Here is a 23,607-nt window from a genome sequence, read left to right on the forward strand (position 1 = left end):
TCGCTTGATGACGTTATTCCGTCATAGGCCGGACACACCGGCCGCATTCCGGACGGATCGTTTTGACTCCGGCCCCCGTCTGGCATGCTGGTGGCATGGCTAGCCGCGCGGGCACAGTTGCCCAACCCCAGGACCTTGTTGACATCACTGCGCTCCTCGATGCGTACTACGACATCACGCCGGATCTGGGTGATCCAGGCCAGCGCGTGGTGTTCGGAACCTCCGGGCACCGCGGCTCCAGCCTCAAGGCGTCCTTCAACGAGAAACACATTGTTGCCATCACCCAGGCGATCGTGGAATACCGGGCAGGGCAGGGCATCACCGGTCCGCTGTTCCTGGCCAAGGACACGCACGCCCTGAGTGAACCTGCGCAGAACTCCGCACTTGAGGTGCTGGCAGCCAACGGCGTCCAGGTCCTCGTGGATGCCCGGCACGGCTACACCCCGACGCCCGCCCTGAGCCACGCCATCCTCACCTACAACCGGAAGGCCCCGGCCGGCGCCCCCCAGGCGGACGGCATCGTAGTCACCCCCAGCCACAACCCGCCGGCCGACGGCGGCTTCAAGTACAACCCTCCGCACGGCGGCCCGGCCGATTCCGATGCCACCGGGTGGATCGCCAACCGCGCCAACGAACTGCTCGGGAACGACCTGCGCGGGGTGAAGCGAATTCCCGTCGCCGACGCACTTGCCGCGGATACCACCGGCAAGTTCGACTTCCTCAGCAGCTATGTTGACGACCTCCCGTCCGTGCTCAATTTGGATGCCATCCGCGAGGCCGGGGTCAGGATCGGTGCCGACCCCATGGGCGGGGCGTCCGTTGACTACTGGGGTGAGATCGGCGAGCGCCACCAGCTGGACCTGACCGTCGTGAACCCCACGGTGGACCCCCAGTGGGCGTTCATGACCCTGGACTGGGACGAAAAGATCCGGATGGACTGCTCCTCGCCGTCCGCGATGGCGTCGCTGATCAAGCGGATGTCCGACGGCGGGTCCGCCTTTGACATCGCCACGGGAAATGACGCCGACGCCGACCGCCACGGCATCGTGACACCGGACGGCGGGCTGATGAACCCGAACCATTACCTCGCCGTCGCCATCGACTACCTGTACCGCAACCGCAGCGGCTGGAACCCGGCCTCGGTAGTGGGCAAGACCCTCGTCTCGTCCTCCATCATCGACCGCGTGGCGGAAAGCCTGGGCCGCAAGCTCGTTGAGGTTCCGGTCGGCTTCAAGTGGTTCGTGCCCGGCCTGCTGTCCGGCGAAGGCGCATTCGGCGGCGAGGAATCGGCCGGCGCCTCCTTCAACAAGAAGGACGGCACCGTCTGGACCACGGACAAGGACGGCATCCTGCTGGCCCTGCTCGCCTCGGAGATCACCGCCGTTACGGGCAAGTCGCCCTCACAGCTGTACAAGGGCCTGACGGACCAGTTCGGCGCGCCCGTCTACGCCCGCATTGACGCAGCAGCCACGCGGGAGCAGAAGTCGGCACTCGGCAAGCTGTCGTCGTCGGACGTCACGGCGACGTCCCTGGCCGGGGAACCCATCCTGGCCAAGCTGACCGAGGCCCCCGGCAATGGCGCGCCCATTGGCGGGCTGAAGGTGGTCACGGAGAACGCCTGGTTTGCCGCCCGCCCCTCGGGCACCGAGGACGTCTACAAGATCTACGCCGAGTCCTTCAAGGGCGAGGAACACCTCAAGCAGGTCCAGGCGGAAGCCAAGGCCTTGGTGGACAGCGTTATCTCCTAGGCGGCTCTTCGGTTTCCGGCAGGGTCCACAGGCGCAGGATGCGCCGGACGGTGCGGTCACCGTCCGGCGCCATGTCCACCAGTGCAATACGGTCAAGCACGACGGCGTCGCCCGGGTTGAGCCGTTTGCCACCTTGGTGCGAGACATGGGGCCGGTAGCCTGCCATCGTGTGGGCCGGCGTCAGGATTGTGCCGCCCAGGCTGCCCGCCGCAGCGACCAGCTGCTCGTGCAGGGCCTGCAGGTCCGGCTGGGGCTGGATGAGGTTCACGGGCACGGAGCCGTTCCGGCCGAAGCCTGCGTCCTCACCCACGGTCAGCCCGGCACCCAGGGCGGCCATCGCCGGGCCCTCAGCAAGGCCGGCGATGCGCTCGGCCGCGTCGGCACTGTCCGGGGCGTCGGCGTCGAACCTCACCAGGGTGATGTGCAGCGGCCATTCGCTGCGGGGGAAGACCAGCCCGTCCGCCACCGGCTCGACGAAGGCCACCAGGACGAGGTTCCGCATCGGCATAGCCCCAGTCTGCCACCGCCCCTGCCGACGCTCTCTCACTTAATGCGGCTTAAGCGCCATCGCTCTCTCAGGGGTGAGAGAGCGATGGCAGAAAAGGCGCATTAAGTGAGAGAGCGTCCCGGGGGTCAGACGGTGCGGACGACGTCCTCGTAGGCGAACTTGGGCTTGGCTTCGCCCCAGGCGTCTTCGGCAGGCTGGCCGATGTTGACCACCAGGAAGCTCTTCTGGTCCCCGGCGGGGAAGAACGCTGCGTCGATCGCGCCAAAGTCGGCGCCCGTCATGGGGCCGGCGGCGAACCCGAGGGAGCGGACGGCCAGGATGAAGTAGCCGGCCTGCAGGTGGGCGTTGTTGTTGCCGGTGGCGGCGGCGAGTTCCGGGTTGGCGTCGTACATGGCCTTGGGGGCGTTGTAGCCGGGGAGGAAGGCGTCCCACTGCCCTGCCCAGTCGGTGTCGTAGCTGAGGATTGCCACCAGCGGGGCGGAAGCCGTCTTGGCGCGGTTGCCCGGCATGAGGGCCTCCACCAGCTTGGCGCGGGCCTCATCGGAACGGACGTAGGTCACGCGCAGCGGCTGGGAGTTGAAAGCGGTGGGGCCGAACTTGGTCAGCTCGTAGATTGCCTGCGCCTGATCCTCGGTCACCTCTCCGGTGAAGGAGTTGGCCGTGCGGGCCTGGGCGAAAATGGCGTCGACGGCGGCCGAATCGATAACCGCTTCTTCGTGGGCAATTGTCATGGACTTACCTTTCGCTGCGCCTCCCCGCTTACCGAGGCGGCTTTGTTGCTTTCCATACTTGCAACTTCAACCAGTCCGTCCCTCTTCCCGTGACGGCGGGTGACGTCCGCCACGGCAGGCCGCAACGCGGCGCTGGCGGTATCCTTGTCCCAGTTAATCTTCGCCCTCCGCGGCACCCCCGAAAGCCCCCGAAAGGCCTCCGCCATGAGCATGCTCGGAATCAAATGGAAGCTGCACGGCACCGGAAAGTCGATTAAGCCGGGCCACGTGGTGGCCCCGGATGAGCGGCTGGCCTGGCCGCTCACCATCGGCGTGGGCATGCAGCACGTGGTGGCCATGTTCGGCGCCACGTTCCTGGTGCCCATCATCACAGGCATGCCGTCTGCCACCACCTTGTTCTTCTCCGGCATCGGCACACTGCTTTTCCTGGTGATCACCAAGGGCCGGATTCCCAGCTACCTGGGCTCAAGCTTCGCCTTCATTGCCCCCATCATGGCGTCCCAGCAGCAGTTCGGCATTCCCGGGGCACTGGGCGGCGTGGTGCTGGCCGGCGCGGCCCTGGCCCTGGTGGGCGCCATTGTGCAGAAGTTCGGCGCAGGCTGGATCAACCGGCTGATGCCGCCCATCGTCACGGGCGCCATCGTGGCGCTGATCGGCCTCAACCTTGCCCCCGCCGCAAAAAACAACTTCGACGCCGCGCCCGTCACCGCCGTCGTCACGCTGGCCACCATCATCCTGGTCAGCGTCCTGTTCCGCGGGATCCTTGGCCGCCTGAGCATCCTGGTGGGCGTAATAGCGGGCTACCTCGTGGCCATGCTGCGCAGCGAAGTGAGCTACGCCAAGATGGATGCCGCCGCGTGGATCGGCCTCCCGCAGTTCCAGACCCCTGAATTCCACCTGGGCGTCCTGGGCCTCTTCGTGCCGGTGGTGCTGGTACTCGTGGCGGAGAACATCGGCCATGTGAAGTCGGTGGCCGCCATGACAGGGCAGAACCTCGACGACGTTTCCGGCCGCGCGCTGATGGCCGACGGCGCCGCCACCGTCCTGGCAGGCTTCGGCGGCGGCTCCGGCACCACCACCTACGCCGAGAACATCGGCGTCATGGCAGCCACCAAGGTGTATTCGACGGCGGCCTACTGGGTTGCCGGCATCTTCGCCATCCTGCTGAGCTTCTCCCCGAAATTCGGCGAGCTGATTGCCACTGTCCCGCCGGGCGTCCTGGGCGGAGCGGCCACCATGCTCTATGGAATGATCGGCATCCTGGGCGTGAAGATCTGGGTCCAGAACAAGGTCAATTTCTCGAATCCGGTCAACCTGACCACCGCCGCCGTGGCCCTGATCATCGGCATCGCGGACTACACCTGGACCATCGGTGACCTCAAGTTCACGGGCATCGCCCTGGGCTCGGCAGCGGCCCTGGTGATCTACCACGGCATGAAGGCCATAGCGAAGGCCAGGGGCACCGCGGCCGAGCCCGAGACGGAACAGGCCGGCCTTCCACCCGCCGTGAAGGCAGCCGTCAACGCCGCCGCCAAGCGGACACCCAAGAAGCGCTAGACCTTCTTAAGGGACGGCGGCTCGGCGGGCAGGCCGACCGGATGGCCGGCCTGGAAATGCCTATGCCCGAACACCGGTCCTGGCTGGGGCCGTTTGGGAGCCAGCGGGGCCGCCGCCGGGTGCCTGACCTGGCGGATGGCCCAGGGAACAAGGTATTCACGGGCCCATGCCAGGTCCTCGGCCCGGGCTGCCTTCCAGCTGCGCGGCGGGAGCGCCTTGGGCCGCATCGGTTCAAGGCTGTGGGGAACGGCCAGGGCCTCCAGCACCCCTATGGCTATGGTGTGGTGGCCCAGCGGCGAGAAATGCAGGCGGTCAGGATCCCACATGCCTGGTCCAGTGAGGTCGCGCAGGCACCACAGGTCAACCATGACGGCGTTGTGCCGGGCGGCCACTATGTACAGGTTCTCGTTGAAGATGGCCACCTTGCCGCGTATCTTGCCGAAGACCGGGGTGGCGCCCCAATCGGGACCGGCAAAAAGGACCACGGTGGCCCCGGAGCGGGCGAGCTGCTCCACGCCGGCGTCGATCTTCTCGGCAAGCTTGTCCGGGTCGCTGCGGCGGAACACAATGTCGTTTCCACCAGCGGAGAGCGTCACCAGGTCAGGTTTTGCGGCCAGTGCCGGGCCCACCTGCTGATCCAGGATCTCCCGCAGCCGCCGGCCCCGGATGGCGAGGTTGGCATAGGCAAAATCCGGCCGTCCAACGCTGAGTTCCTCGGCCACGCGGTCGGCCCAGCCCCGCAGCCCGCCCTGGTTCTCCGGCTCGGGATCGCCCACCCCCTCGGTGAACGAGTCGCCTAGGGCCACAAAGCGGTGCCAGGGATGCTGTATGGCTCCCGACGCCGGCTCCTCGTGCTTCTGCGCGGTCATGCCGTCCTCCCTTCCGCAGGATGAGGTGTGTCCTTGCCCCGTCCGGCCTTCCGGCCGCCCGGTTTTTCCGCCTGCTGGTCCAGCTCGGCAGGAGGCAGCAGGCGGAAGTCCGCCACGCCGTCGGGCGTTCCCTGCCTCAGCCCCGTGGGCTCCCTGGCGGAATCCCCGGCCCTGGGGCTCTCCCGGGCGGAGCCGGGCACAACCACGTTCAGGGCTGCGTCGCGCAGGTCGAGTTCGTGGTGCAGCGCCTGGTTCTGCAGGAATCGAAGGGCCCCCTCGCGGCTTAGCCCGTACTCATCCATGAGGCTGCGCACCGCCAGGTCCACCAGGACCAGGGAGCTTTGCACGACGGCGATCCCCGCCGTTGCCTCGGCGCGCTCCGCCACCCGCACCACTACCCGCAACGCGCGCGCCAACTGCTGGGCGTAGCTCCTGCTGCGGAGGAGGTCGTCACTTGTGAACGTGTGGGGAAAGGCTGCGTACAGGTTGATGGCGGCGCTCGTTCCGCCCTCGGATGCGATGGGTATGGAGAGGAGCGACTGCACCCCGTGGCTGGCGGCCGCACTTGCGTACCCGGGCCAACGCCGGTCGCGGCTGACATCGGACAATAGCACAAACTCGCCGCTGCGGATGGCCTCCATGACCGGACCGTCGGCGAACGAGCACTGTTCGCGGTCAGCCTCGCGCGCCTTTTCCGTTCCCGCGGCGACGGTGCGGGCCTGGCCCAGGCGGAAAAGGGTGGCTGCCCAGCTGATGCCGCGCTGTTCGCCCTTGATTTCCGCCATGAAGTCACGGGTGACTTCCCAGAGGTAGGTTTCGACGTCCTTGCTGTCAAATACCTGTTCCGGGGGTACTGGAAGGGGTCCCCAGCCGAGCTGCCCTGTTGGTTCAGCGGCCATGATCCACGCCTTGGTTGAAGCGCTCCGGCCTACTGCAAAACCTGTTTTCTAAGAATACTCCCCCGATCGGTCGAAAGGAGGGGGAGCCGTCCCGGAACGCTAACCCGCCGGCAGCGTGGAGCATATCGCGGCGGCAGAGCGAAGGCTGCGGGGCCAGCCACACTTCGCAGCTGCGGCTGCCGGTTGACTGGTCACTGATGACGACGGCGAACGCGGGCTCGGCCTGCGCGGCAAGGCCCGCGAGGGTTACGGCAAGTTCCGCCGGACGGTTGCATGTGGGCGGCAGGACGTCCCGGCACGCCGGAGGCCTCCGCCCTGCGGTTCCCCGGGGAACCACGGGGCGGAGGCCTCCATGCGAACTAACTTTCCCAACGCTCGCGGGAGGCCGCCGCGGACGGCCCCGGAGCGTGCTTAGCCGGCGCTGAACTCCTCGCCGTCGTCGTCTTTCGGCGACTTCTCCTGGGGCAGGTCATTGCCGCTGCCGTCCGGAATTCCGGCAGCTTCCTGCCCTGGCTCGGACGAGACCGGGGCGGATCCACGGGAGTCGTCGTTGGACTCGTCGATCTCGGCGGCGCTGGAAGGAAGGTCCATGTCGTGGGGTACCGGATCCCCGCCGGCCTCCGACTGGGGCTCGTTCGTTTCCACGCTGCCCGGGGCGCCCTGGGCTCCGCCCATTTCCTGCTCAGCGGTGGGGGTGCCGTAGCCGCCCGGGTCCGTTTCGGGCTGCGCGTGCTGGTTTTCCTGCGTCATGGTTTCCTCCTGTTGTCTGTTCGGATGAAGCTGGTCTGCTGGGTCCCGTACGGTTTGGGGCCCGGGCTTAGAGCCCCTTGCCCCCGGTTACCGGCAGGACTGCCCCCGAAATGTAGGATCCGTCCTCGGAGGCCAGCAGCACATACGCCGCGGCAAGTTCGGCCGGCTGGCCTGCCCGCCCCAACGGGGTATCCTGGCCGAATTTCGGGAGCTTATCCGGCCACTCCGTTGCCGGGATCAGCGGGGTCCAGATGGGGCCGGGCGCCACAGCGTTGACGCGGATGCCCTGGGGACCAAGTTCCTGCGCGAGCGCTTTGGTGAACGCCACCTGCGCGGCCTTGGTCATGGCGTAATCAATGAGGCCCGGCGACGGGTTGAAGGCCTGGATGGATGCCGTGGTGATGATGGACGCGCCCGGTTTGAGGTGCGGTACCGCGGCCCGCGCGGTCCAGAGCAGCGAGTAGAGGTTGGTCTTGAAGACGCGGTCGAATTCCTCGGTGGCCAGGGACTCCAGGCTCTCGCGGTTCTTCTGGTAGGCCGCGTTGAGCACCACCACGTCCAGCCGCCCAAACCCGGACACGGTTTCCCCGGCAATGCGCGTGCTGAATTCCTCCTCGCGGCCGTCTCCGGCAAACAGGAGGACGCGCTGGCCCGCCTTGCGGATCCAGTCCGCGGTGTCCTGCGCATCTTCCTCCTCTTCCGGGAGGTAGGAAATGGCCACATCGGCACCCTCACGGGCAAAGGCAATGGCGGCGGCCTTGCCGATTCCGGAATCACCGCCCGTGATGAGGGCCGCCTTGCCCTGAAGCTTCCCGTGCCCCTCGTAGCTCAGTTCGCCATGGTCGGGCTTGGGTTCCATCGGCGCCGTGAGGCCGGGCTGCTTCTGTTCCTGCTCCGGGAACGGACCCGAGTGGTAGCCGCCCCGCGGATCCTTTGGCTGGTCTGTCTGCTTGCCTGTGTCGCTCATAGTCCGCCTGCTCACTGTGTCGGTTTTCGAAGAGCTCCGCTGTGCACCGGTCCTTCGAAGCTATCCCGGCCGGAGGAGCAAAGTCCACCGTTCGGTGCGAATATAATCAGTAAACTTACCAAATGTTGGGACGGGTGCAACGCCAGCCTTGCTTCTGGATCGGGGAAGAGTAGAAAGAGAACTAAGAGGCTGGCAGTGAAGGAGAAGCAGTGTCCGAGGTGGAGGATTACACAGGCCGATCGGGCCGGAACGAAACCCGCGAGGAACAACTGGACCGCAACTGGGCAGAACTGCTGCAGGAGTTGCGGGTGCTGCAGATGGGCGTTCAGATCCTTGCCGGCTTCCTGCTGACCCTCCCCTTCCAGCAGCGGTTTGAGGATCTCGACGATTTCCAGGTCAACCTCTACCTGGCCAACGTGGTGATTGCGGCCCTCACCACCGCACTCATCCTCCTGCCGGTGAGCGTGCACCGGCGGCTGTTCCGGAAGCGGCTCAAGGAAACCCTGGTGTCCAGCGGCGATTCGATCGCCAAGATGACCCTTGCCGGAATCGCGCTCCTGAGCGCGGGTACGGCTGCGCTTGTTTTCGATGTGGCCGCCGGCCGCTCGGCCGGCCTTACTGCAGGCGGGGCGCTGATGGCGGTGATGGTGGTCCTGCTGGTCTACATCCCTATGCATTTGAACAGGCGCGCCACTGAAGACACGGCGCCCCATGGCTTGAAGGGAGGCTAACAATGAGCAGCAAATGGATGAGGGAACACGGGCTGCTCCTGGTGAACGCGGGCCTGTTCCTCGTGTTCTTTGCGGGCATGATCCTGACCGGCGCGGCGAACTACAGCCAGGAGCAGCAGGCGCACGGGGAAGCCGCTGTATCAGTTCTGGCATTCCTGGCCACGGGCGACTTCGTGGAGGCCACCTTTGAGAACTGGGAATCGGAGTTCCTGCAAATGGCCATGTATGTGGTCCTGACTGCCTTTCTGTTCCAGAGGGGCTCTTCCGAGTCCAAGCCTGTAGGCAAGGACGCGCCACAGGACGAGGACCCGCGCCAGGCGGCCATCAAAAAGGCCACCCCCTGGCCGGTGAAGCGCGGCGGCGCAGTCCTCAAGCTCTACGAGCACTCGCTGTCCATCCTCCTGTTCCTGCTGTTCGTTGGCTCGTTCACCGCGCACGCCTTCGGCGGCGCCGCGGCGTACAACGAGGAACAGGAAAGCCACGGGGAGGCGGGCGTCTCGGTCATTCAGTACGTGGGCACCAGCCGCTTTTGGTTTGAATCCTTCCAGAACTGGCAGAGCGAGTTCCTGGCCGTCGCCGTCCTGGTGGGCGCGTCCGTCTATCTGCGGGAAAAGGGATCGCCGGAGTCCAAACCCGTTGCAGAGCCGCATTATGAAACCGGCACCTGAGCCGGGCACAGCCGAAAGGAATCTGCCGGCGAACCATCATGGGAACCGCCCCTGCTGGTGGCGGCGGCGCAGCACCACTACCGTTTAGCCCTTAGGCGCCCTCGAGTACCTGGCTGGTTGCCCGGGCCAGGTATTTGGCGGCGTTTCCCATGGCATCCTGCGGGCTGGGCGCCATGTCCAGCAGCTGTGCGGCAGCCACCACACCATGGTGGGCAAGTTCTTCAGGCGTGACCAGGATCCTGCCGGCCACCACGATCACCGGGATGCCGCGCTCCCGGGCTGCGTCCGCGAGCGCGATGGGCGCTTTTCCGGTCAGTGACTGCGAGTCCATGGATCCTTCGCCGGTGATGACGAGGTCTGCCTCACCCAGCTGTCCGGCCAGCCCGGTCAGCCCGGCAACAAGCGAGAAGCCGCCTTCCAGCGCGGCGTCGGTGAAGGCAAGGAACGACGCCGGGAAGCCACCGGCGGCGCCCGCCCCGGCGACGTTAACGTCCCGGCCCGTGGCTTCGCGCAGGACGGACGCCCAGTTGCGGAGGCCGGCGTCGAGCAGTTCCACTGTGTCCGGGTCCGCGCCTTTCTGCGGTGCGAAGACGTGCGCGGCGCCTTCGGGTCCGTAGAGGGGGTTGCGTACGTCGACGGCGATGCGGAAGGTTGTGGCGGCAAGCCGCGGGTCCAGCCCGCTCGTGTCCAGCGCGGCGACATCGGCGAGTGAACCGCCGCCCAGGGGCACCACGTTCCCCGCGGAGTCCAGCGGCTTCAGGCCCAGGGCACGCAGTGCCCCGCTGCCGCCGTCGGTCATGGCCGAGCCGCCGAGGCCCAGCACGATCTCGTTGGCGCCGGCATCCAGGGCTGCCGCAATGAGCTGCCCGCACCCGTAGCTGTGGGCCCGGAGGGCGTTGGCCGGGGTGGGGTCCATCTCCGCAAGGCCGGAGGCCTGGGCCGTTTCAATGACGGCGGTGACCCTGCCGTCGTCGGCCTTGCTGATGGCCCAGGCGGCGCCGATTGGCGCAAGAATGGGGCCCACGACGGCGTTGAGGCGCTCCTCGTAGCCCGCCGAAACCGCCGCCTCCAGGGTCCCCTCGCCGCCGTCGGCAATGGGGAACTGCGTGGCGACGGCGTCAGGATAGACCCGCAAAGCACCTTCGGCGATGGCAGCCGCCGCCTCGGCCGCGGTCAGGGAACCCTTGAACTTATCCGGAGCAATAAGAATGCGCATGCGCTCCATCATGCCAGCAGCTGATAGGAAAGCGCTTGCCCGATCCGCAGTCCGGACGGACCCCCAGGCGTCGAGGCTAGCCCTCGCGCCACTCGTGGCTGGTGATGTGCGAGCCGGCCTGCGGCCCCATCTGCAGCATTCCGCCGTCGACCGCCCAGGATGCGCCGTTGACGTAGCTGGAACCTGCCGAGGCAAGGAAGGCGATGACCGCGGCAATTTCCCGGGCGTCACCGGGCCTGCCCAGGGGCACACCCGGCCGGTCCTTGGTGGTGGGGTCCTCGTCTTCCTGCCCTGTCATGGGAGTGGCGATCTCGCCCGGCGCCACGCTGTTGGCCGTGACACCGTGTTCGGCGAGCTCGAGCGCCAGCGTCTTCATCAGGCCGCCCAGGCCGTGCTTGGACGCGTCATAGGCGGACGAACCCACCCGCGGCTGGAATTCGTGCACGCTGGTGACGGCAATCAGGCGTCCGCCCTTGCCGGCCTGCACCATTCGGCGGGCGGCGGCCTGCAGGCAAACAAAAGGCCCGTTGAGGTTGGTGTCCAGTGTTCGCATCCAGGTGTCGACGTCCAGGTCCAGGAACTTGGTGCCGTCGCCGGTCCGGGCATTGTTGACGAAGACGTCCACTCCGCCCAGTTCGTCCGCCAATTCGTGAATGACGGCCCCGGCGGCGCGGAGTTCAGTGGTGTCAAGCCGGCGCACCACCGCCTTGCGCCCCAGCCGCCGCACCTCCTCGGCCGTGCCTTCAGCGCCGGCTTTGTCTGAGTGCCAGGTGACACCCACGTCCATGCCGGCCCTGGCAAGGGCGACAGCCGTTGCCTTCCCAATGCCGGAGTCCGATCCGGTAACGATGGTGGCGCTTGGGGCAAATCCTGCGGTGTCCTGCACGGTGGCAGCCTTTCGTTCGGTCAAGCCGGGCGGCGGAGTTCCGGCGCCGAGGGATATTCGCCGTCCTGCGAAGAATCAGGCTCTTCCGGCACGGCCATCAGCGGCACCGCGAAGGTCACTACAGGGCGCCCCTCAGGATCGTCCGCGGACCTGATGGTCAGGCTCCTGGTTCCGGCAGGCACCGTTGGGGTGAACACCTGGAGGTTCCTCGACCCCACGGTGGCGGAATCCCGGAACGAGTACGCCGTTCCGAAGTGGTCCTGGAGGCTGATGCGCGGCTCGGGCGCACCGTCGGAGGCCAAGTGGATGTTGACCACCAATCCCGCGGACCAGATCTCGACGGACAGGACGGTGAACTCCGTGGAGCGGGTGACATGGTTCCCATAGGTGGGCGGGAGCAGCATCCCGCGGAGGGAACCGGAGGGAATGAGTTTGCGCATGGTAGTTCCTGTAAGGTCTGCGTCCACCGTCGGCAAACCGGCGCCGGCTTCATGGGCCGGTGCTGGTGCTGGCGGCAGAACGGTGCGCGGTTTAGGCGTCTTCGCGACCGGGATTCTCCAGCCGGAAGATGTTTGACTGCTGGCCGTCGCTGCGCTGTTGCTGGTAAATGAAGTTCAGTCCCCGGGAGTCGGATTTTTCAAACCATTCCCCCGGCTGATGTGCCGGATCCTGCCCTTTTCGCTCTTCGTCGTGCGTGGCGGCCAGGCTCCGGCCCTCGCGCTCCGGTTCGTCCTCCGTTGAGGTGACCTCCTGTGAATACTTAGGGGATTTGGATGACTCCGCCTGCCCTTCCCCTGCCGGTCGGCAGTAAGTGTACTTGCCATTCAGCATCCCGATCCGCCTGCGTGTCAAGGGTTTGAGTGGCGGCGCGATGCGCCTTCGGAAAGGAGCCAGCCTCCGGGCGGAAGGGGCTGAGCCCCGGCTAATGCCTCGGACGGAGCACAGCAAAATACCCCGGCACCCGGCTCTTCCCGCCGATCCCGGTCATTGGATGTGTTTCGATGGCCACTTCCCCGTCTTCCAGGAGTTCCCAACTCTCCGGCGGAAGTACCCGCGAGCGCTCTTCGGGACCGAAATGGCCGGGCATCGGCAGCCCGCGGATCGCGCGCTCAAGGGGGGCCGGGATGCTTTGGCGGGTTGCACCGAGGTGGGAAACGTACTCAACGGGATTGCCCTGGAAATTCGTTTCGGCGAGGAATACGGTGCCCCGGCTTCCGACCAGCAGCCGCAGGTTTTCCACCAGCGCCGCCTGGTCGGCCTGATCCAGCACGTGGAGCACGCCCCGGATGAAGACGTTTGCGTCAGTGCTGCCGGCCAATCCCCTGCCCGCCCCCGGCGCGGTCATGTCCCGCGTAACGTAGCGCACAGGGCCTGGGCTGCCGGCCGTGGGTGCCTGGGCGCCCGCGTAGGCTATGGCCTGCCCGGAAACATCCACGCCGATGACCTCGGGGAAGACTGCGGCCAATGCGCGGGTAAAACTGCCGTGGCCGCAGCCCACGTCCACCACGGGCAGGTCCGGGTCCAGGTGGCGAAGCAGCACGTCCCTGTAGCCGAGGAATTCATGGTCGGTTCCGGAATCCCAGAGAACCTCGCCCCCGGCTCCGGCCCCCCTGATGCCGGCCCAGTACGCGTCCCATGCCAGCGGCCGGTCCTTGGGGGCAGAGCGGGACAGCCGGATGAGCTTAGGGACCATCAGGTACCTCTGCAGGGTGGACCACAGTGACTTTGCCGGGAGGGACTTCGAGGGGGAGGGCACGGATCAAATATAGGGGCCCGGACAACCCGGCTGCGGGATCTGCCGCCTGCATGACCCCTTCGCAGCTCCTGTCGGCGCCCGCCAGGGCGGTAAAAGTCCTCCATTTCTTTCCCGGGGAGCCGCCCGCCCGGCGTGACCATACAATGTACTCAACTGGGAGGGAAGGGGACACCGTGGCGGCTGACACGCCGAGTGACTTGCGCGCGCCGCGCACCGCCGTCGTGGCAGACCCTGACGATGCGCGCCTCGCATCATATGCCAAGGCGCTGCGGGATGCGGGCTATTCGGTCCTGTGCGCAAGGGACGCCGCCGGACTTGCTGCTTCCCTGGAAGAAAGCCGCCCTTCAGTCGTCGTGGTTGACACGTCGCTCTCCGCCGTCAAAGCAGACGCGCCGGTACTTGTGGTGGTGGACCTCGACGATCCTGCAGAGCTCGCTGCCATGAAGCCGTCCGGCATCCACGACTGCATCGCCAAGCCGCCCGCCCCCCGGGAACTGGCCTACCGCGCCACTGCCCTGATCGACATGGTGGCCCGCCGCAATGCCGCCCGGCAGGAAACCGAGGCACTGCGCGAACAGCTCCGGCAGGTCTCTGCCGCTGTCCGGGCCACGAACGACCCGGAGGAGATCGCCCGCCATGTGGTGGCCGGCTTTGGCCGGACCTTCAAGGCCGACCACGTCTGGCTGACCACTTTCGAGGACAGCCGGGTTCCCCGCATCAACGCCGCCTGGAGCAGGCCCGGGTTGGCGCCGCTCAACGAACAGGCACTGCCGGACGAGGATGATGCCCGCCGGACAGCGGACCTGCTGTGGGCCGGCGCCGAGACCTCGTCTTCACCCGGCACGGAGGAGCCGACGGCGGGTGAGGCCGCTTCACCGGGCATCGGCGACGCCGTTTCCTCCTTGGCCGTGCCCATGGGCGAGGGCAGCTCTTCGCTGGGCATTATTTGGATTGCGATGATCGACCAGCCGCGGACCTGGTCCGGGACTGAACTGGGGCTCATCCAACATGTGGCGGGCAACGCGGCCCACGGACTGATCCAGAGCCACCTGATCAGCAGCCAGCAGCAGGTGGTGAAGCAGCTGCAGCAGCTGGACAAGGCCAAAACGGACTTCCTTGCCACGGTCAACCATGAGCTGCGGACGCCCCTGACGTCCATCATGGCGTATCTGGACATGATCCAGGAAAGCACCGAGCAGCCCGTCTCTCCCGAAGTCCACCAGATGCTGGACATCGTGGTCCGGAACACGGAGCGGCTCAGGATCCTGATCGAGGACATGCTGAGCGTTTCCCGCAACGGCCTTGATGACAGCCTGATGCACCTCACCCCGGTGCGGCTGGGACAGACCCTGGACCTCGTGGCCGCGGCGCTTCGGCCCCTGGCTACACTGCAAAACGTCACCATCGCCGTGGAGCAGGTTCCGGAGGACCCGGAGATCCTTGCCGACGAGGTGCAGCTGCAGCAGGTGTTCACCAACCTGGTCTCCAATGCCATCAAGTTCACCCCCAGCGGAGGGCGCATCCAGGTGGGGAGCGAGTCGCACGCCGCGGCTGATGGCACCCGGTGGGCCACGGTCAGTGTGGCGGACACCGGCATCGGCATTTCGAGCGACGAGATCGACCACGTCTTCACCCGCTTCTACCGGGCATCAAACGCCATGTCGGGGGCGATTCCCGGGACAGGGCTGGGGCTGGCCATCACCAAGGACATCGTGTCCCGGCACGGTGGCAGGATCGACGTTTCCTCGATCCTGGGCGCAGGGACCACGGTCACGGTCAGCCTCCCCCTTGACGCTGAACGCAGCCAGGAAAACTGAGCGGGATGCAGGACTCCGATGTTTGCGGATAACGACCCGCGGCTCTCCCGGCTCCTGGAAGGCATTGTGCGGCTGGCGTCCGGCGACCTCACCTCACGGATCGAGGTTTCTCCGGCGCGTGACGAGCTCGATGCCATCATCATGGGCACCAACCTGCTCGCCGAGGACCTGCAGATCATCTACGAGGAGCTTGAACAGCGGGTGCAGGTCCGGACCCGGCTCCTGCACGAGGCCCATCTGGAGATGCAGAAGATGGCCATGCAGGACCCGCTCACGGGCCTGGCAAACCGCTCCGCCCTGATCGACGCACTGAACGCCGCTCTTGAGGCCGACACCGAATCGGACGAAAGCCCGGTCCTCCTCATGATGGACCTGAACGCGTTCAAATCCATCAACGACAGCCTGGGCCATTCCGCCGGGGACCACGTCCTGATCACCGTGGGGGAACGAATCCGCGGTGCCGTGCGCGAATCCGACGTCGTTGCCCGCCTCGGCGGCGACGAGTTCGCCATCGTCCTGCCCTCGGCCACTCATGACCAGGCCGGCTTTGTGGGCCACCGCATCCTGGCAGCCGTACGTGAGCCCATTGAGCTGCCGGGACGGAGCCTCCGTTGCGGTGCCAGCATCGGGCTCAGCGCCGGCGAGCCGGGCAAGACGCCGGAGGACATGCTGATGGAGGCCGACGTCGCCATGTACGCGTCCAAGGCGGAAGGCCAGAACAAGCTGCACCGCTTCGAGCCGGGACTCCTGCTTGTCCGCAGGCTCCGCAGCCAGCTGGTGGAGGATTTGCGTACCGCCATCAGCACGGACGGCCTGACGCTCAACTACCAGCCGGTCGTGGAACTGGGCTCAGGCCGGATCGAGGGCGTTGAGGCCCTGGTCCGCTGGAACCATCCGACCCGCGGCCTGATCATGCCGGACGAGTTCATTCCGCTGGCGGAAGAAGCCGGGCTGATCTCCGAGCTGGGGCTGTGGGTGCTCCGGGCGGCAGTTCACCAGCTCCGCGACTGGGTCAACGCCTCCGTCGTGGACAGCCGGTTCTCAGTCCGGATCAATATCTCCGCCACAGACCTGCAGAGCCTGCAGTTCATCGAGGATGTCAGGAATGTCCTGAAGGAAACCGGCGTTCGGCCGGACCAGGTGGTGCTGGAGCTGACGGAACTTGCCATCGTCAAAGGCAACGATCTTGACCGGTACTCGCTGGGCGGACTGCGGGGCCTGGGCGTGGGGATCGAGATCGACGATTTCGGCACCGGCTACTCGTCCATCAGCTACCTGCGCCGGCTTCCGGTGGACCGGGTCAAGGTGGACCGGTCACTGATCACCGGGCTGGGAACCGATCCCACGCAGCCCGCCCTGGTGGCGGCGGTCCTGCAGCTGGTCCGGGCGTGCGGGCTGGAAGCGGTGTGGGAAGGCGTGGAAACAGCAGAGCAGGCTGAGATCCTTCGCGGCCTGGGCTGCCTCAGCGCCCAGGGCTATTTCTTCAGCAGGCCGGTCCCTCCGGAACAAATTCCGGAATTAGTGGCAAAACAGCCGGAACGCGCAAAGCAGCAAGGCTGAAACTACTGCGCATTTGTTTCCTGCGATATACGATCATGATGCGGTGTGTGGGTTTTCGTCGCCGCGAAAATCAGTGTTGAACTGGGCACCGGACTCTAAAGGCGTTTACAAATTGAACATCAAAGGGCCATTGGGTCATTACTTCGTCAACTGGGGGCGTAGCTAATGTCGGTTCGAATACAGGCATGGGGAATTATCGCCGCTGTGCTGGCGGACACGGATCCGGCCGGAGCGGCTGTCCGGCAGCGCCTTAGCAACCGCTTGGACGAAAATCCCGGAGTGCCCGAGCGTGCGCTCCTCGAGTACCTTCTTGAGACCCGGCGGAGTGACGCCAACACGGCGGAAACGCTGGAGACTGCCAGGCAGATGCGCCTCACACCCGCCGTCCCGCCCAAAGTGGCGGAACAGATCGATGCAATCCGCAGCATGTCACGCATCAGCGCCCTGCTTGAGAGCCAGATGCTGATGACAGCCTTCCAGCCCATTTACGGGCTGGAGGAAAAAATCGTGGTGGGAGTCGAGGCGTTGTCCCGGTTCGTCAGCGACGACGGTGCTGCGGCAGAACTGTGGTTCGCTGAGGCGGCCGCTGTGGGGCTGGGAGCGAACCTCGAATTTTCGGCACTGGGATCTGCTGCCGCCGCAGCTAAGACGCTTCCCGAGAACCTGTTCGTGTCACTCAACATCTCGCCCGATTCATGCCTTGACCCCAGGCTTCCGGAACTGTTCGAGCACATCGAGCTTCCCGTCAGCCGCGTAGTGCTCGAACTGACGGAAACCATCACGGACGAGGAATACCCGCAGTTCATCGCCGCCATCAATCCGTTGCGCGACCAGGGCCTGCGGATCGCCGTGGATGACACCCATTCAGGGGCAGGGGCACTGAGCCGGATGGTGCACCTCCGCCCGGACTTCCTGAAGGTGGGCCGGAACGTCATCGGCGATGTCGACAAAGACGGCCTCCAGCGCGCCCTTGCCGCCTGCCTGGTGGACTTTGCGGACCAGATCGGCACGTCACTCGTGGCAGAGGGCATCGAGACTGTCGGGGAGCTCAAGGTCCTCACCGAACTGGGAATCACAGCCGGGCAGGGCTATCTCCTCGGCCGGCCTTCGGTGCGGCCCAAGGACTGGGCCAGCTGGAACAGCCGGCTGGACCTGGACGGGATCAGCCGCCACGTGGCGGGACCCGATCAGGCCGCCGGCAAGCCACACACAAGCTAACCGCACTGGCACAAGGCCTCAGCCGGCGGGGCTATTCGCTGTGGCCCTGGTCGCGGCTCATTTGGTCCTCAGCCGGCGGCGTCTCGCCGGGAGGCACTCCCCCACCCGGCTCCAGCCCGGTGACGTTGCCTTCGGCAGGGTCCGGATTCGGTGATGCGGCGGAGTCCCCGCTTCCCTGCTTGCCCGGCTGGTCAGGGTTCGCGGGATCATTTTCCGGATGGTAGCTGCTCACGGTGCATGCGTCCTTCCTGCACGGCCGGGGTTCCTTACCCCGGCTCTGGACTAATTGTAAGCATGCTGATAATTCTGGAAGGGTAATGCTTCGGGCATCCGCTGGATTGCCCGGCAGGCAAGGTCGGAAGGAGCAGCCACATGGGTATCGGCGACAGCATCGGCAAGGCAGCAGAAAACGCCATGGAGGATCTGGCAGGGACATCAAAGCCCACGGAGAAAGCACATGTTCCTGATCCCGCGGATCCCAACAATGACGTGGAAGTGCACTCCTCCCTGAGCGAGGGCTCCAACGCGATGGAAGCGGAGAAGGAAGAGGCTCCGGGACTCAAGACCGGCGCAGCCCCCGGGCCCGTATCGGAGAATCCCTTCGGCGGGGATGCGGAGCCTGACGAGCCGGCCGGCAGCACTGGCGGTAGCGGGGGCACCAGCACGGGTCGGGGGTAGTGGCCGGGCGTAGGTGACCTCAGCCGCGCGGCCACTTTCCGCGTTCCAGCAGGACCTCGCGGAGCAGGTCCGCGCGGTCGGTCACCAGACCGTCCACGCCCATGTCAAGGAGCCGGCGCATTTCACCGGGATCGTTGATCGTCCAGGCATGGACCACCAGGCCCAAGGTGTGGGCGCGGCGGACAAACCCGGGCGTCACCACTTCCACCCTGCCGTAACGCACTGGAACCTGCAGGGCGTGGACTCCTCGCAGGTTCAGGCGCATGCTCCACCTGAACACCGGTCCGGGGAGGATTGGGCCCAGCACCGTGAACAAGCCCACCGAAACCACTCCGGCTGACGCTGCCACCGGCTGGCTCAGCAGCTTCAGCACCGCCCGCCGCCTCCGGTCCGAGAAGCTGGTCAGCAGCACCCGGTGGTGCACTTGGTGGTATTCAATTCCAGCGGCGATGCTGCGTACGGAATTCCAGTCCTTGACGTCCACGTTCAGCCGGACGCCCGGCAGCTCGACGAGCAGTTCATCGAACCGCGGGATGGGCTCGCGTCCGCCGATCCGCGCCTCGGCCACCTTATGGGCGGGAAGCTCGGACACCTTCCCGCTGCCGTCGGTTACGCGGTCCAGCGTCTCGTCATGGAAGAGGAACACCACGCCGTCGGCCGTGGTGTGGACATCGGTTTCGAGGTACCGGTAGCCGAGGTCGACGGCGGCGCGGAACGCGGCCATCGAGTTCTCCAAACCCTCACGCGAAAATCCACGGTGGGCCATCGGGATGGGCAGCGGCGACCCGTCTGCATCAGCATGCTCGAAGAAGGGGAGAGCCACAATGCGAGCGTACCCCAGGCGGCACCGGCCCGGGGGCGGGCGGCAGGGCCGCGGCGGTCAGCCCTCCTGAAGGACTATGTCCACGCCGTCGCTGCAGTGCAGCAGCGTACGGCCGCGCCCGCCGTCGAAATCGATCCATACCGCCGCATGGTCGGCGGTGACCGCATCCACCAGGCCGCTGGCTTCGAAACCCGGGGCCAGGAGGACGCGGACGCGGTCGCCCTGCCGCAGCTTCTTCCAGTGCGGAGCAGGCGCGGCCTCGCGGAGCGGCGCCTCAGCATTTCCAAGCTTCGCTTTTCTTCCCATTGCTTCCCCCTGTGACGGAACGGAGAGGTTGGGCTCTCCGTTTCCCACGTTAGGGAGCAAAGGTAAACGCGAGGTGAGCGCCAGCTGTGTAAACGGCGCCGGCACCTAAGAGTCAGGACAGTTGGACACCCAGCGAGGCCAGCCGTGCCTCCAGGACCTGGGCCACGCCGTCGTCGTCAAAATGCGGGGCCTGCTGCCCTGCCGCGCGGATTGCTTCAGGGTGGCCGCTGGCCATGGCGTAGCCCTGGCCTGCCCAGCGGAGCATTTCGATGTCGTTGGGCATGTCTCCGAAGGCCACCACGTCCGCAGCCCGGATTCCCAGGCTGGCCGCGTATTCGGCCAGGGTGACGGCCTTGTTGACCCCGGGAACCGCGAGCTCGAGCATCGGCACGCCCGGCGATGAGTGCGTGGCGGACGCGAGGTGTTCGACGGCGGGAGCCACCTCCGCGAGGAAGTCATCTGCGGTGCCCTCGCGGACAATGGCCAGGAACTTCACCACCGCGTCGTCCGCCGCCAGCGATTGGGCGAGCGGCGCCGGGGTGAATTCGGAGAGCAGCTCGCTGGAGCCGTTTTCGATAAAACCGGGCTCCAGATGGAACCCGCCCAGCGTTTCGGCGGCGAACAGGGCGGCGGGGCGCAGCCGCTTGATGATGCGGCGCACCTCCAGCACGGCATCGATGGTCAAGGTGCGGGCCGAGACCAGCTTGTCCGCCTCAAGGTCCCAGACCACGGCGCCATTGGAGCAGATGACGGTTCCCGCATGGCCGAGCCGGTCCTGCAGCGGGTGCAGCCAGCGCGGCGGCCGGCCGGTGACAAAAACGAGTTCGACGCCGGCCTCCCGGCATGCGTGGAAGGCGCGGACGGTGCGGTCGCTGATTTTTCCGTCGTGGCCGAGGATCGTTCCGTCAATGTCGCTTGCTACCAACCGCATCATGCCAGTCTACGTGGCGGTCCCCGGGGCCAGCGCCGCCGTCGGTGCCTGCTAGAAACTGGAGACCGACAGGCCCAGGCCAAGGAGCCCCCGGCCCGCCTGCTCAAGGATGGGATCGGTGGCCAGGGTTGGATGGTTAAGCAGGACGCCCACATCCCGTTGGATCCGCTGGAGCGGATGCGAAAGCCGGTGGGCGCTTCCGCCGGAGCGGGCCATGATCAGGTTGACGGCCTGGGCAGCGGCCTCGCCGCTGAGGGCAAAGGACAGGCGATACTGCGCCCTCTTCCCCTCCGCCATGGTCCTCGGCTGCCGTCGATGGGACGCATCCACCAGCCGCACCGCCTCCGCCCAGTGCAGCCGTGCGGTGGCAACCAGCCCGTAAGCCTGGGCGAAGCGCGCCTGCGCAACGGCAGAGTCCGCCTGGCGGCTCTCCGCAGTGTTCTTGACCTTGCGCCTGAGCATCTGTTCCCGGAACAGCTCCAGGGCGTGTTCCGCGGCTCCCAGTGCGGCCGAAGGGGCAACAATGTTCAACAGCGTGCCCATGGGCGTGCTGATGATGGGGTCCGGATGAATGCGGCTGCCGGGATTGTTCTCAGCCGTCAGCAGGGTCCAGGCCGCTGCCCGGCGGGCAGGCACAAACAGTTGCTGTGCGTGGATGTCGTTGCTTCCGGTTCCCCTCAGGCCGGCGGTGTGCCAGGTGTCCACTATCTCCACATCGTTGATGGGGACAAGGCACTGCAGGCGCACGCCGTTGTGGTCCACCGCCAGGAGCGCCCACTGGGAGTGCAGCACGCCGGAGGCGAAGCTCCAGCGGCCGGTGATGAGGTAACCGCCGGGCGCCTCCTCGGCAATGCCGACCGGCGCGCCGGTGGCGGCTGCCAGGGGCGCCGGGCCGCCTGCGAACACTTCATCCTGCACCGCTTGCGGCCAGCGTGCGAGCATCCAGACGTGCTCCATCAGGTGCCCGGCGTTCCAGGCCGTGGAGGGGCAGCCCCGGGCCAGCCTCCGCACCACCTCACCATAGGTTTCCACGCCCATGCCATAACCGCCGACACCGATGGGGGCGAGGATCCTGAAGACGCCGGCGTCCTGCAGTTCCAGCAGTGTGATGTCCGGGATGCGCCGCAGGTTCTCCGTTTCCTCCGCCCGCTCCCTCAGCCGGGGAACCAGGGCATCAACCCTGGCCAGCAGTTCCTCATGTGTTGGGATCCCCGTAGACGCGGATCCAGGAACGGTGGACACGCCGGCGGAAACATCGTCGATATAGATTGTCATGCCTGTCCCGCCCGCCTCACGCCGCAAAGTCCAGGGTGTGGGCGGTGCGGTCCCGCTTGGCGGCCAGGTAGCGGTGGTTTGCCGGAGACAGGTGCACTCCCGTGGGGACCTGTTCGGTGACCTCTATGCCCAGCGCCTTCAGTTGGGCCGTCTTGTCCGGGTTGTTGCTGAGGAGGCGGACTGACGTGGCGCCAAGCGCGGCGAGCATCTGGGCAGCGGCCGTGTAGTCCCGCTCGTCCTCGCCGTGGCCCAGGGCCACGTTCGCTTCGTAGGTGTCCAGGCCTGCGTCCTGCAACGCGTACGCATCGAGCTTTGAGTACAGGCCGATGCCCCTGCCTTCCTGTCGCAGGTACAGCAGGAACCCGCCGGTGGCCGCGATCTCCTCCACCCCTTCGCGCAGTTGGGGGCCGCAGTCGCACCGCTCGCTGCCGAACACATCGCCCGTGAGGCATTCACTGTGGAGCCGGACAAGGGGCGCGGACTGCGCCGATTCCCCGTGGAGCAGCAGGGCCTGTTCCCAGCCGCCCAGTCCAAGCAGGAGGTGCTCCTTGCCGTCGGCAAGCCCGTGGAAGGTGAGGACGTCGGCGGTTGCGGCATAGCCGTCCGGAAAGCGCAGGGGAACGCTGACCCGGCTGCGAACGGTGGCGCTACCGAGCCCGCGGCTGACGTACTGGTCACTGGTCAGGGGCATTTCGGGTCCTCAGGCGTTAGTTGAACTTTCAACCTAACGATACCCGAGCTTACTTGAAGCTACAAGCTTTATTTTCCGCGCTGCCGCTGGCCGGAGACGCGCCCGGCAGCTTCGCGCGGCCTGCCGCCCAGGCGCGCAGTGACCTTGGCAGCAGCTGCCGCGCATGACTCCCCCAAGGCCTGGAGGCGCTCCGTGGAGACCCGGAACCGCGGCGCGGGGATAAGGACGGCAGCCACCACCTCACCCCGATGGTCGTAAACGGGGGCCGCCAGTCCCACCTCATCGATGGAGGTTTCCCCGTAGTTGACGGCCCAGCCGCGGCGGAGGTCGTCCTTCAGCCGGACCAGGTAGGCATCCAGGCTGGATTCGTCCAGGCCGGGATAGCTGATCGTCCCGCTGCTGAGCAGGGAGCGGACCCTTTCCTCCGGCTCCTGGGCGAGGAAGACCTGGACTGAGGAGCTGAGGGCGTCGCTGTACCGGGCACCCAGCGGGGTGGTGTGCTTGATCTGGTGGTGGCTGGCGATCTGCTCCACGCAGATGGATTCGTCACCGCTCCACACCATGAGTGCACTGGTTTCACCGGTCTGCTCGGACAGCTCCCGCAGAACCGGGTAGGCGACGCGGCGCTCCTCGAGTTCGGCGAGGAGCGGCCCGGCTACGGCGATCAGGCCCAGGCCGAGCCGGAAGCGGCGCGTCTCGGGGTCCCGCTCCACCAGGTGCTCCTGTTCAAAAGTGGCCAGGATCCTGGAGACGGTGCTTTTGTGCAGCCCCACGCGGTTGGCAATCTCGGTGACGCCGAGCAGTGGCTCGTCCGCCGAGAAAGTCCGGAGGACGGCGATGGCGTTGACGATGACGGAAGCGCCCTTGCTGTCGCCGTTGCCTGTGGTCTCGGATTCTGCTGCACTCATGGTGGTACCCATCATTCCCTAAGGGAGGCCGGAAGCGGGGGGGGGGGGGGGGGGGGGGGGGGGGGGGGGTGGGGGGTGTTGCGGGTGGGGGGGGGGTTTTTTTTATGGGGGGGC

26 protein-coding genes are annotated in these 23,607 nt (G+C 66.6%); 8 read left to right on the forward strand and 18 right to left on the reverse strand.

The annotated features are described in order from the left end of the window. Nucleotides 1–95: 95 nt before the first annotated feature. The gene (gene pgm / locus ACQ3DC_RS14155; RefSeq protein ID WP_157239802.1) at nucleotides 96–1,748 is read left to right on the forward strand and encodes a phosphoglucomutase (alpha-D-glucose-1,6-bisphosphate-dependent); all 1,653 of its coding nucleotides are present in this window, start codon (nucleotides 96–98) and stop codon (nucleotides 1,746–1,748) included. Here the strand turns inward: pgm and ACQ3DC_RS14160 are convergent. Beyond that, nucleotides 1,738–2,250 carry a 2'-5' RNA ligase family protein gene (locus tag ACQ3DC_RS14160; protein ID WP_430752537.1) on the reverse strand — a complete coding sequence of 171 codons (513 nt, stop codon included), beginning with the start codon at nucleotides 2,248–2,250 and terminating at the stop codon, nucleotides 1,738–1,740. The two genes, pgm and ACQ3DC_RS14160, sit on opposite strands and share 11 nt — an antisense overlap. Nucleotides 2,251–2,381: 131 nt before the next feature. Continuing rightward, nucleotides 2,382–2,987, reverse strand: coding sequence for a malonic semialdehyde reductase (locus ACQ3DC_RS14165; protein WP_157239805.1), 606 nt, complete (start codon nucleotides 2,985–2,987; stop codon nucleotides 2,382–2,384). Nucleotides 2,988–3,191: 204 nt separating this feature from the next. On the opposite strand from ACQ3DC_RS14165, the gene ACQ3DC_RS14170 reads away from it, so the two are divergent. Next, complete coding sequence (locus tag ACQ3DC_RS14170; protein ID WP_430752524.1) at nucleotides 3,192–4,544, forward strand: uracil-xanthine permease family protein; 1,353 nt, start codon at nucleotides 3,192–3,194, stop codon at nucleotides 4,542–4,544. On the opposite strand, the gene ACQ3DC_RS14175 is transcribed toward ACQ3DC_RS14170, so the two are convergent. The 4 genes from ACQ3DC_RS14175 to ACQ3DC_RS14190 form a co-directional block, all read right to left on the reverse strand. Next, nucleotides 4,541–5,413 carry an SGNH/GDSL hydrolase family protein gene (locus tag ACQ3DC_RS14175; RefSeq protein WP_430752525.1) on the reverse strand — a complete coding sequence of 291 codons (873 nt, stop codon included), beginning with the start codon at nucleotides 5,411–5,413 and terminating at the stop codon, nucleotides 4,541–4,543. The two genes, ACQ3DC_RS14170 and ACQ3DC_RS14175, sit on opposite strands and share 4 nt — an antisense overlap. Further along, the gene (locus ACQ3DC_RS14180) at nucleotides 5,410–6,312 is read right to left on the reverse strand and encodes a GAF domain-containing protein (RefSeq protein WP_430752526.1); all 903 of its coding nucleotides are present in this window, start codon (nucleotides 6,310–6,312) and stop codon (nucleotides 5,410–5,412) included. The genes ACQ3DC_RS14175 and ACQ3DC_RS14180 overlap by 4 nt, the downstream gene beginning before the upstream one ends. Nucleotides 6,313–6,723: 411 nt before the next feature. After that, a complete protein-coding gene (locus ACQ3DC_RS14185) occupies nucleotides 6,724–7,062 on the reverse strand; it encodes a hypothetical protein (protein WP_157239812.1) in 339 nt (112 codons plus the stop codon). A 67-nt stretch (nucleotides 7,063–7,129) separates the two neighbouring features. Continuing rightward, the gene (locus ACQ3DC_RS14190; protein ID WP_321215033.1) at nucleotides 7,130–8,029 is read right to left on the reverse strand and encodes an SDR family oxidoreductase; all 900 of its coding nucleotides are present in this window, start codon (nucleotides 8,027–8,029) and stop codon (nucleotides 7,130–7,132) included. A gap of 209 nt (nucleotides 8,030–8,238) precedes the next feature. Between ACQ3DC_RS14190 and ACQ3DC_RS14195 the strand changes: the two genes are divergently transcribed. Both ACQ3DC_RS14195 and ACQ3DC_RS14200 read left to right on the forward strand, forming a co-directional pair. After that, nucleotides 8,239–8,760 (forward strand): DUF6328 family protein, encoded by a 522-nt coding sequence (locus ACQ3DC_RS14195; protein WP_321215032.1) that lies wholly within the window; start codon nucleotides 8,239–8,241, stop codon nucleotides 8,758–8,760. 2 nt (nucleotides 8,761–8,762) lie between these two features. Beyond that, nucleotides 8,763–9,428 carry a DUF6766 family protein gene (locus ACQ3DC_RS14200; protein ID WP_430752527.1) on the forward strand — a complete coding sequence of 222 codons (666 nt, stop codon included), beginning with the start codon at nucleotides 8,763–8,765 and terminating at the stop codon, nucleotides 9,426–9,428. A gap of 91 nt (nucleotides 9,429–9,519) precedes the next feature. Here ACQ3DC_RS14200 and ACQ3DC_RS14205 read toward each other — a convergent pair whose 3' ends face one another. The 5 genes from ACQ3DC_RS14205 to ACQ3DC_RS14225 all read right to left on the reverse strand — a co-directional run bounded on the left by ACQ3DC_RS14205 (nucleotide 9,520) and on the right by ACQ3DC_RS14225 (nucleotide 13,223). Further along, entirely contained in the window at nucleotides 9,520–10,644 is a 1,125-nt protein-coding gene (locus ACQ3DC_RS14205; protein ID WP_157239817.1) for a glycerate kinase, read from the reverse strand. Nucleotides 10,645–10,720: 76 nt separating this feature from the next. Then, on the reverse strand, nucleotides 10,721–11,530 hold the full coding sequence (locus tag ACQ3DC_RS14210; protein WP_430752528.1) for an SDR family oxidoreductase: 810 nt from the start codon (nucleotides 11,528–11,530) through the stop codon (nucleotides 10,721–10,723). Nucleotides 11,531–11,550: 20 nt separating this feature from the next. Further along, nucleotides 11,551–11,970, reverse strand: a complete 420-nt coding sequence (locus ACQ3DC_RS14215; protein WP_157239821.1) for a hypothetical protein — start codon at nucleotides 11,968–11,970, stop codon at nucleotides 11,551–11,553. A 91-nt stretch (nucleotides 11,971–12,061) separates the two neighbouring features. Next, on the reverse strand, nucleotides 12,062–12,361 hold the full coding sequence (locus ACQ3DC_RS14220) for a hypothetical protein (RefSeq protein ID WP_197432430.1): 300 nt from the start codon (nucleotides 12,359–12,361) through the stop codon (nucleotides 12,062–12,064). A gap of 91 nt (nucleotides 12,362–12,452) precedes the next feature. Next, nucleotides 12,453–13,223 carry a class I SAM-dependent methyltransferase gene (locus tag ACQ3DC_RS14225; protein WP_197432559.1) on the reverse strand — a complete coding sequence of 257 codons (771 nt, stop codon included), beginning with the start codon at nucleotides 13,221–13,223 and terminating at the stop codon, nucleotides 12,453–12,455. Nucleotides 13,224–13,429: 206 nt separating this feature from the next. Between ACQ3DC_RS14225 and ACQ3DC_RS14230 the strand changes: the two genes are divergently transcribed. The 3 genes from ACQ3DC_RS14230 to ACQ3DC_RS14240 all read left to right on the forward strand — a co-directional run bounded on the left by ACQ3DC_RS14230 (nucleotide 13,430) and on the right by ACQ3DC_RS14240 (nucleotide 17,881). Further along, the gene (locus ACQ3DC_RS14230; protein ID WP_157239822.1) at nucleotides 13,430–15,103 is read left to right on the forward strand and encodes an ATP-binding protein; all 1,674 of its coding nucleotides are present in this window, start codon (nucleotides 13,430–13,432) and stop codon (nucleotides 15,101–15,103) included. 18 nt (nucleotides 15,104–15,121) lie between these two features. Further along, nucleotides 15,122–16,663, forward strand: coding sequence for a putative bifunctional diguanylate cyclase/phosphodiesterase (locus ACQ3DC_RS14235; protein ID WP_157239824.1), 1,542 nt, complete (start codon nucleotides 15,122–15,124; stop codon nucleotides 16,661–16,663). Nucleotides 16,664–16,828: 165 nt separating this feature from the next. Then, on the forward strand, nucleotides 16,829–17,881 hold the full coding sequence (locus ACQ3DC_RS14240; protein WP_321215025.1) for an EAL domain-containing protein: 1,053 nt from the start codon (nucleotides 16,829–16,831) through the stop codon (nucleotides 17,879–17,881). Nucleotides 17,882–17,912: 31 nt separating this feature from the next. Here the strand turns inward: ACQ3DC_RS14240 and ACQ3DC_RS14245 are convergent, their stop codons facing one another. After that, nucleotides 17,913–18,113 (reverse strand): DUF6480 family protein, encoded by a 201-nt coding sequence (locus ACQ3DC_RS14245; RefSeq protein ID WP_321215024.1) that lies wholly within the window; start codon nucleotides 18,111–18,113, stop codon nucleotides 17,913–17,915. Between the two features lie 140 nt (nucleotides 18,114–18,253). Here ACQ3DC_RS14245 and ACQ3DC_RS14250 point away from each other — a divergent pair, with 140 nt between their 5' ends. After that, nucleotides 18,254–18,559, forward strand: a complete 306-nt coding sequence (locus tag ACQ3DC_RS14250) for a hypothetical protein (protein ID WP_430752529.1) — start codon at nucleotides 18,254–18,256, stop codon at nucleotides 18,557–18,559. A 19-nt stretch (nucleotides 18,560–18,578) separates the two neighbouring features. On the opposite strand, the gene ACQ3DC_RS14255 is transcribed toward ACQ3DC_RS14250, so the two are convergent. The 6 genes from ACQ3DC_RS14255 to ACQ3DC_RS14280 all read right to left on the reverse strand — a co-directional run bounded on the left by ACQ3DC_RS14255 (nucleotide 18,579) and on the right by ACQ3DC_RS14280 (nucleotide 23,493). Beyond that, a complete protein-coding gene (locus ACQ3DC_RS14255; protein WP_323057807.1) occupies nucleotides 18,579–19,382 on the reverse strand; it encodes a glycerophosphodiester phosphodiesterase in 804 nt (267 codons plus the stop codon). A 57-nt stretch (nucleotides 19,383–19,439) separates the two neighbouring features. Next, on the reverse strand, nucleotides 19,440–19,688 hold the full coding sequence (locus tag ACQ3DC_RS14260) for a hypothetical protein (protein ID WP_157239831.1): 249 nt from the start codon (nucleotides 19,686–19,688) through the stop codon (nucleotides 19,440–19,442). Between the two features lie 112 nt (nucleotides 19,689–19,800). Next, nucleotides 19,801–20,619 carry an HAD family hydrolase gene (locus ACQ3DC_RS14265; protein WP_197432431.1) on the reverse strand — a complete coding sequence of 273 codons (819 nt, stop codon included), beginning with the start codon at nucleotides 20,617–20,619 and terminating at the stop codon, nucleotides 19,801–19,803. Between the two features lie 51 nt (nucleotides 20,620–20,670). Beyond that, a complete protein-coding gene (locus ACQ3DC_RS14270) occupies nucleotides 20,671–21,894 on the reverse strand; it encodes an acyl-CoA dehydrogenase family protein (RefSeq protein ID WP_430752530.1) in 1,224 nt (407 codons plus the stop codon). Between the two features lie 16 nt (nucleotides 21,895–21,910). After that, complete coding sequence (locus ACQ3DC_RS14275; protein WP_321215019.1) at nucleotides 21,911–22,585, reverse strand: GTP cyclohydrolase II; 675 nt, start codon at nucleotides 22,583–22,585, stop codon at nucleotides 21,911–21,913. Between the two features lie 68 nt (nucleotides 22,586–22,653). Beyond that, nucleotides 22,654–23,493 (reverse strand): IclR family transcriptional regulator, encoded by an 840-nt coding sequence (locus ACQ3DC_RS14280; RefSeq protein WP_157239838.1) that lies wholly within the window; start codon nucleotides 23,491–23,493, stop codon nucleotides 22,654–22,656. Nucleotides 23,494–23,607 lie beyond the last annotated feature (114 nt).

This window comes from Paenarthrobacter sp. NEAU-H11, from assembly GCF_050573415.1.
Classification (GTDB): Bacteria; Actinomycetota; Actinomycetes; order Actinomycetales; family Micrococcaceae; genus Arthrobacter.

Excerpts from the sequence above, each read along its gene's own strand:
- ACQ3DC_RS14235 (WP_157239824.1), top strand. The coding sequence starts at position 15,122 with ATGTTTGCGGATAACGACCCGCGGCTCTCCCGGCTCCTGGAAGGCATT.
- ACQ3DC_RS14250 (WP_430752529.1), top strand. The coding sequence starts at position 18,254 with ATGGGTATCGGCGACAGCATCGGCAAGGCAGCAGAAAACGCCATGGAG.
- ACQ3DC_RS14180 (WP_430752526.1), bottom strand. The coding sequence starts at position 6,312 with ATGGCCGCTGAACCAACAGGGCAGCTCGGCTGGGGACCCCTTCCAGTA.
- ACQ3DC_RS14205 (WP_157239817.1), bottom strand. The coding sequence starts at position 10,644 with ATGCGCATTCTTATTGCTCCGGATAAGTTCAAGGGTTCCCTGACCGCG.
- ACQ3DC_RS14215 (WP_157239821.1), bottom strand. The coding sequence starts at position 11,970 with ATGCGCAAACTCATTCCCTCCGGTTCCCTCCGCGGGATGCTGCTCCCG.
- ACQ3DC_RS14230 (WP_157239822.1), top strand. The coding sequence starts at position 13,430 with ATGTACTCAACTGGGAGGGAAGGGGACACCGTGGCGGCTGACACGCCG.
- ACQ3DC_RS14200 (WP_430752527.1), top strand. The coding sequence starts at position 8,763 with ATGAGCAGCAAATGGATGAGGGAACACGGGCTGCTCCTGGTGAACGCG.
- ACQ3DC_RS14270 (WP_430752530.1), bottom strand. The coding sequence starts at position 21,894 with ATGACAATCTATATCGACGATGTTTCCGCCGGCGTGTCCACCGTTCCT.
- ACQ3DC_RS14240 (WP_321215025.1), top strand. The coding sequence starts at position 16,829 with ATGTCGGTTCGAATACAGGCATGGGGAATTATCGCCGCTGTGCTGGCG.
- ACQ3DC_RS14275 (WP_321215019.1), bottom strand. The coding sequence starts at position 22,585 with ATGCCCCTGACCAGTGACCAGTACGTCAGCCGCGGGCTCGGTAGCGCC.
- ACQ3DC_RS14190 (WP_321215033.1), bottom strand. The coding sequence starts at position 8,029 with ATGAGCGACACAGGCAAGCAGACAGACCAGCCAAAGGATCCGCGGGGC.
- ACQ3DC_RS14280 (WP_157239838.1), bottom strand. The coding sequence starts at position 23,493 with ATGAGTGCAGCAGAATCCGAGACCACAGGCAACGGCGACAGCAAGGGC.
- ACQ3DC_RS14165 (WP_157239805.1), bottom strand. The coding sequence starts at position 2,987 with ATGACAATTGCCCACGAAGAAGCGGTTATCGATTCGGCCGCCGTCGAC.
- ACQ3DC_RS14265 (WP_197432431.1), bottom strand. The coding sequence starts at position 20,619 with ATGCGGTTGGTAGCAAGCGACATTGACGGAACGATCCTCGGCCACGAC.
- ACQ3DC_RS14170 (WP_430752524.1), top strand. The coding sequence starts at position 3,192 with ATGAGCATGCTCGGAATCAAATGGAAGCTGCACGGCACCGGAAAGTCG.
- ACQ3DC_RS14175 (WP_430752525.1), bottom strand. The coding sequence starts at position 5,413 with ATGACCGCGCAGAAGCACGAGGAGCCGGCGTCGGGAGCCATACAGCAT.
- ACQ3DC_RS14260 (WP_157239831.1), bottom strand. The coding sequence starts at position 19,688 with ATGGGAAGAAAAGCGAAGCTTGGAAATGCTGAGGCGCCGCTCCGCGAG.
- ACQ3DC_RS14220 (WP_197432430.1), bottom strand. The coding sequence starts at position 12,361 with ATGCTGAATGGCAAGTACACTTACTGCCGACCGGCAGGGGAAGGGCAG.
- ACQ3DC_RS14160 (WP_430752537.1), bottom strand. The coding sequence starts at position 2,250 with ATGCGGAACCTCGTCCTGGTGGCCTTCGTCGAGCCGGTGGCGGACGGG.
- ACQ3DC_RS14185 (WP_157239812.1), bottom strand. The coding sequence starts at position 7,062 with ATGACGCAGGAAAACCAGCACGCGCAGCCCGAAACGGACCCGGGCGGC.
- ACQ3DC_RS14225 (WP_197432559.1), bottom strand. The coding sequence starts at position 13,223 with ATGGTCCCTAAGCTCATCCGGCTGTCCCGCTCTGCCCCCAAGGACCGG.
- pgm (WP_157239802.1), top strand. The coding sequence starts at position 96 with ATGGCTAGCCGCGCGGGCACAGTTGCCCAACCCCAGGACCTTGTTGAC.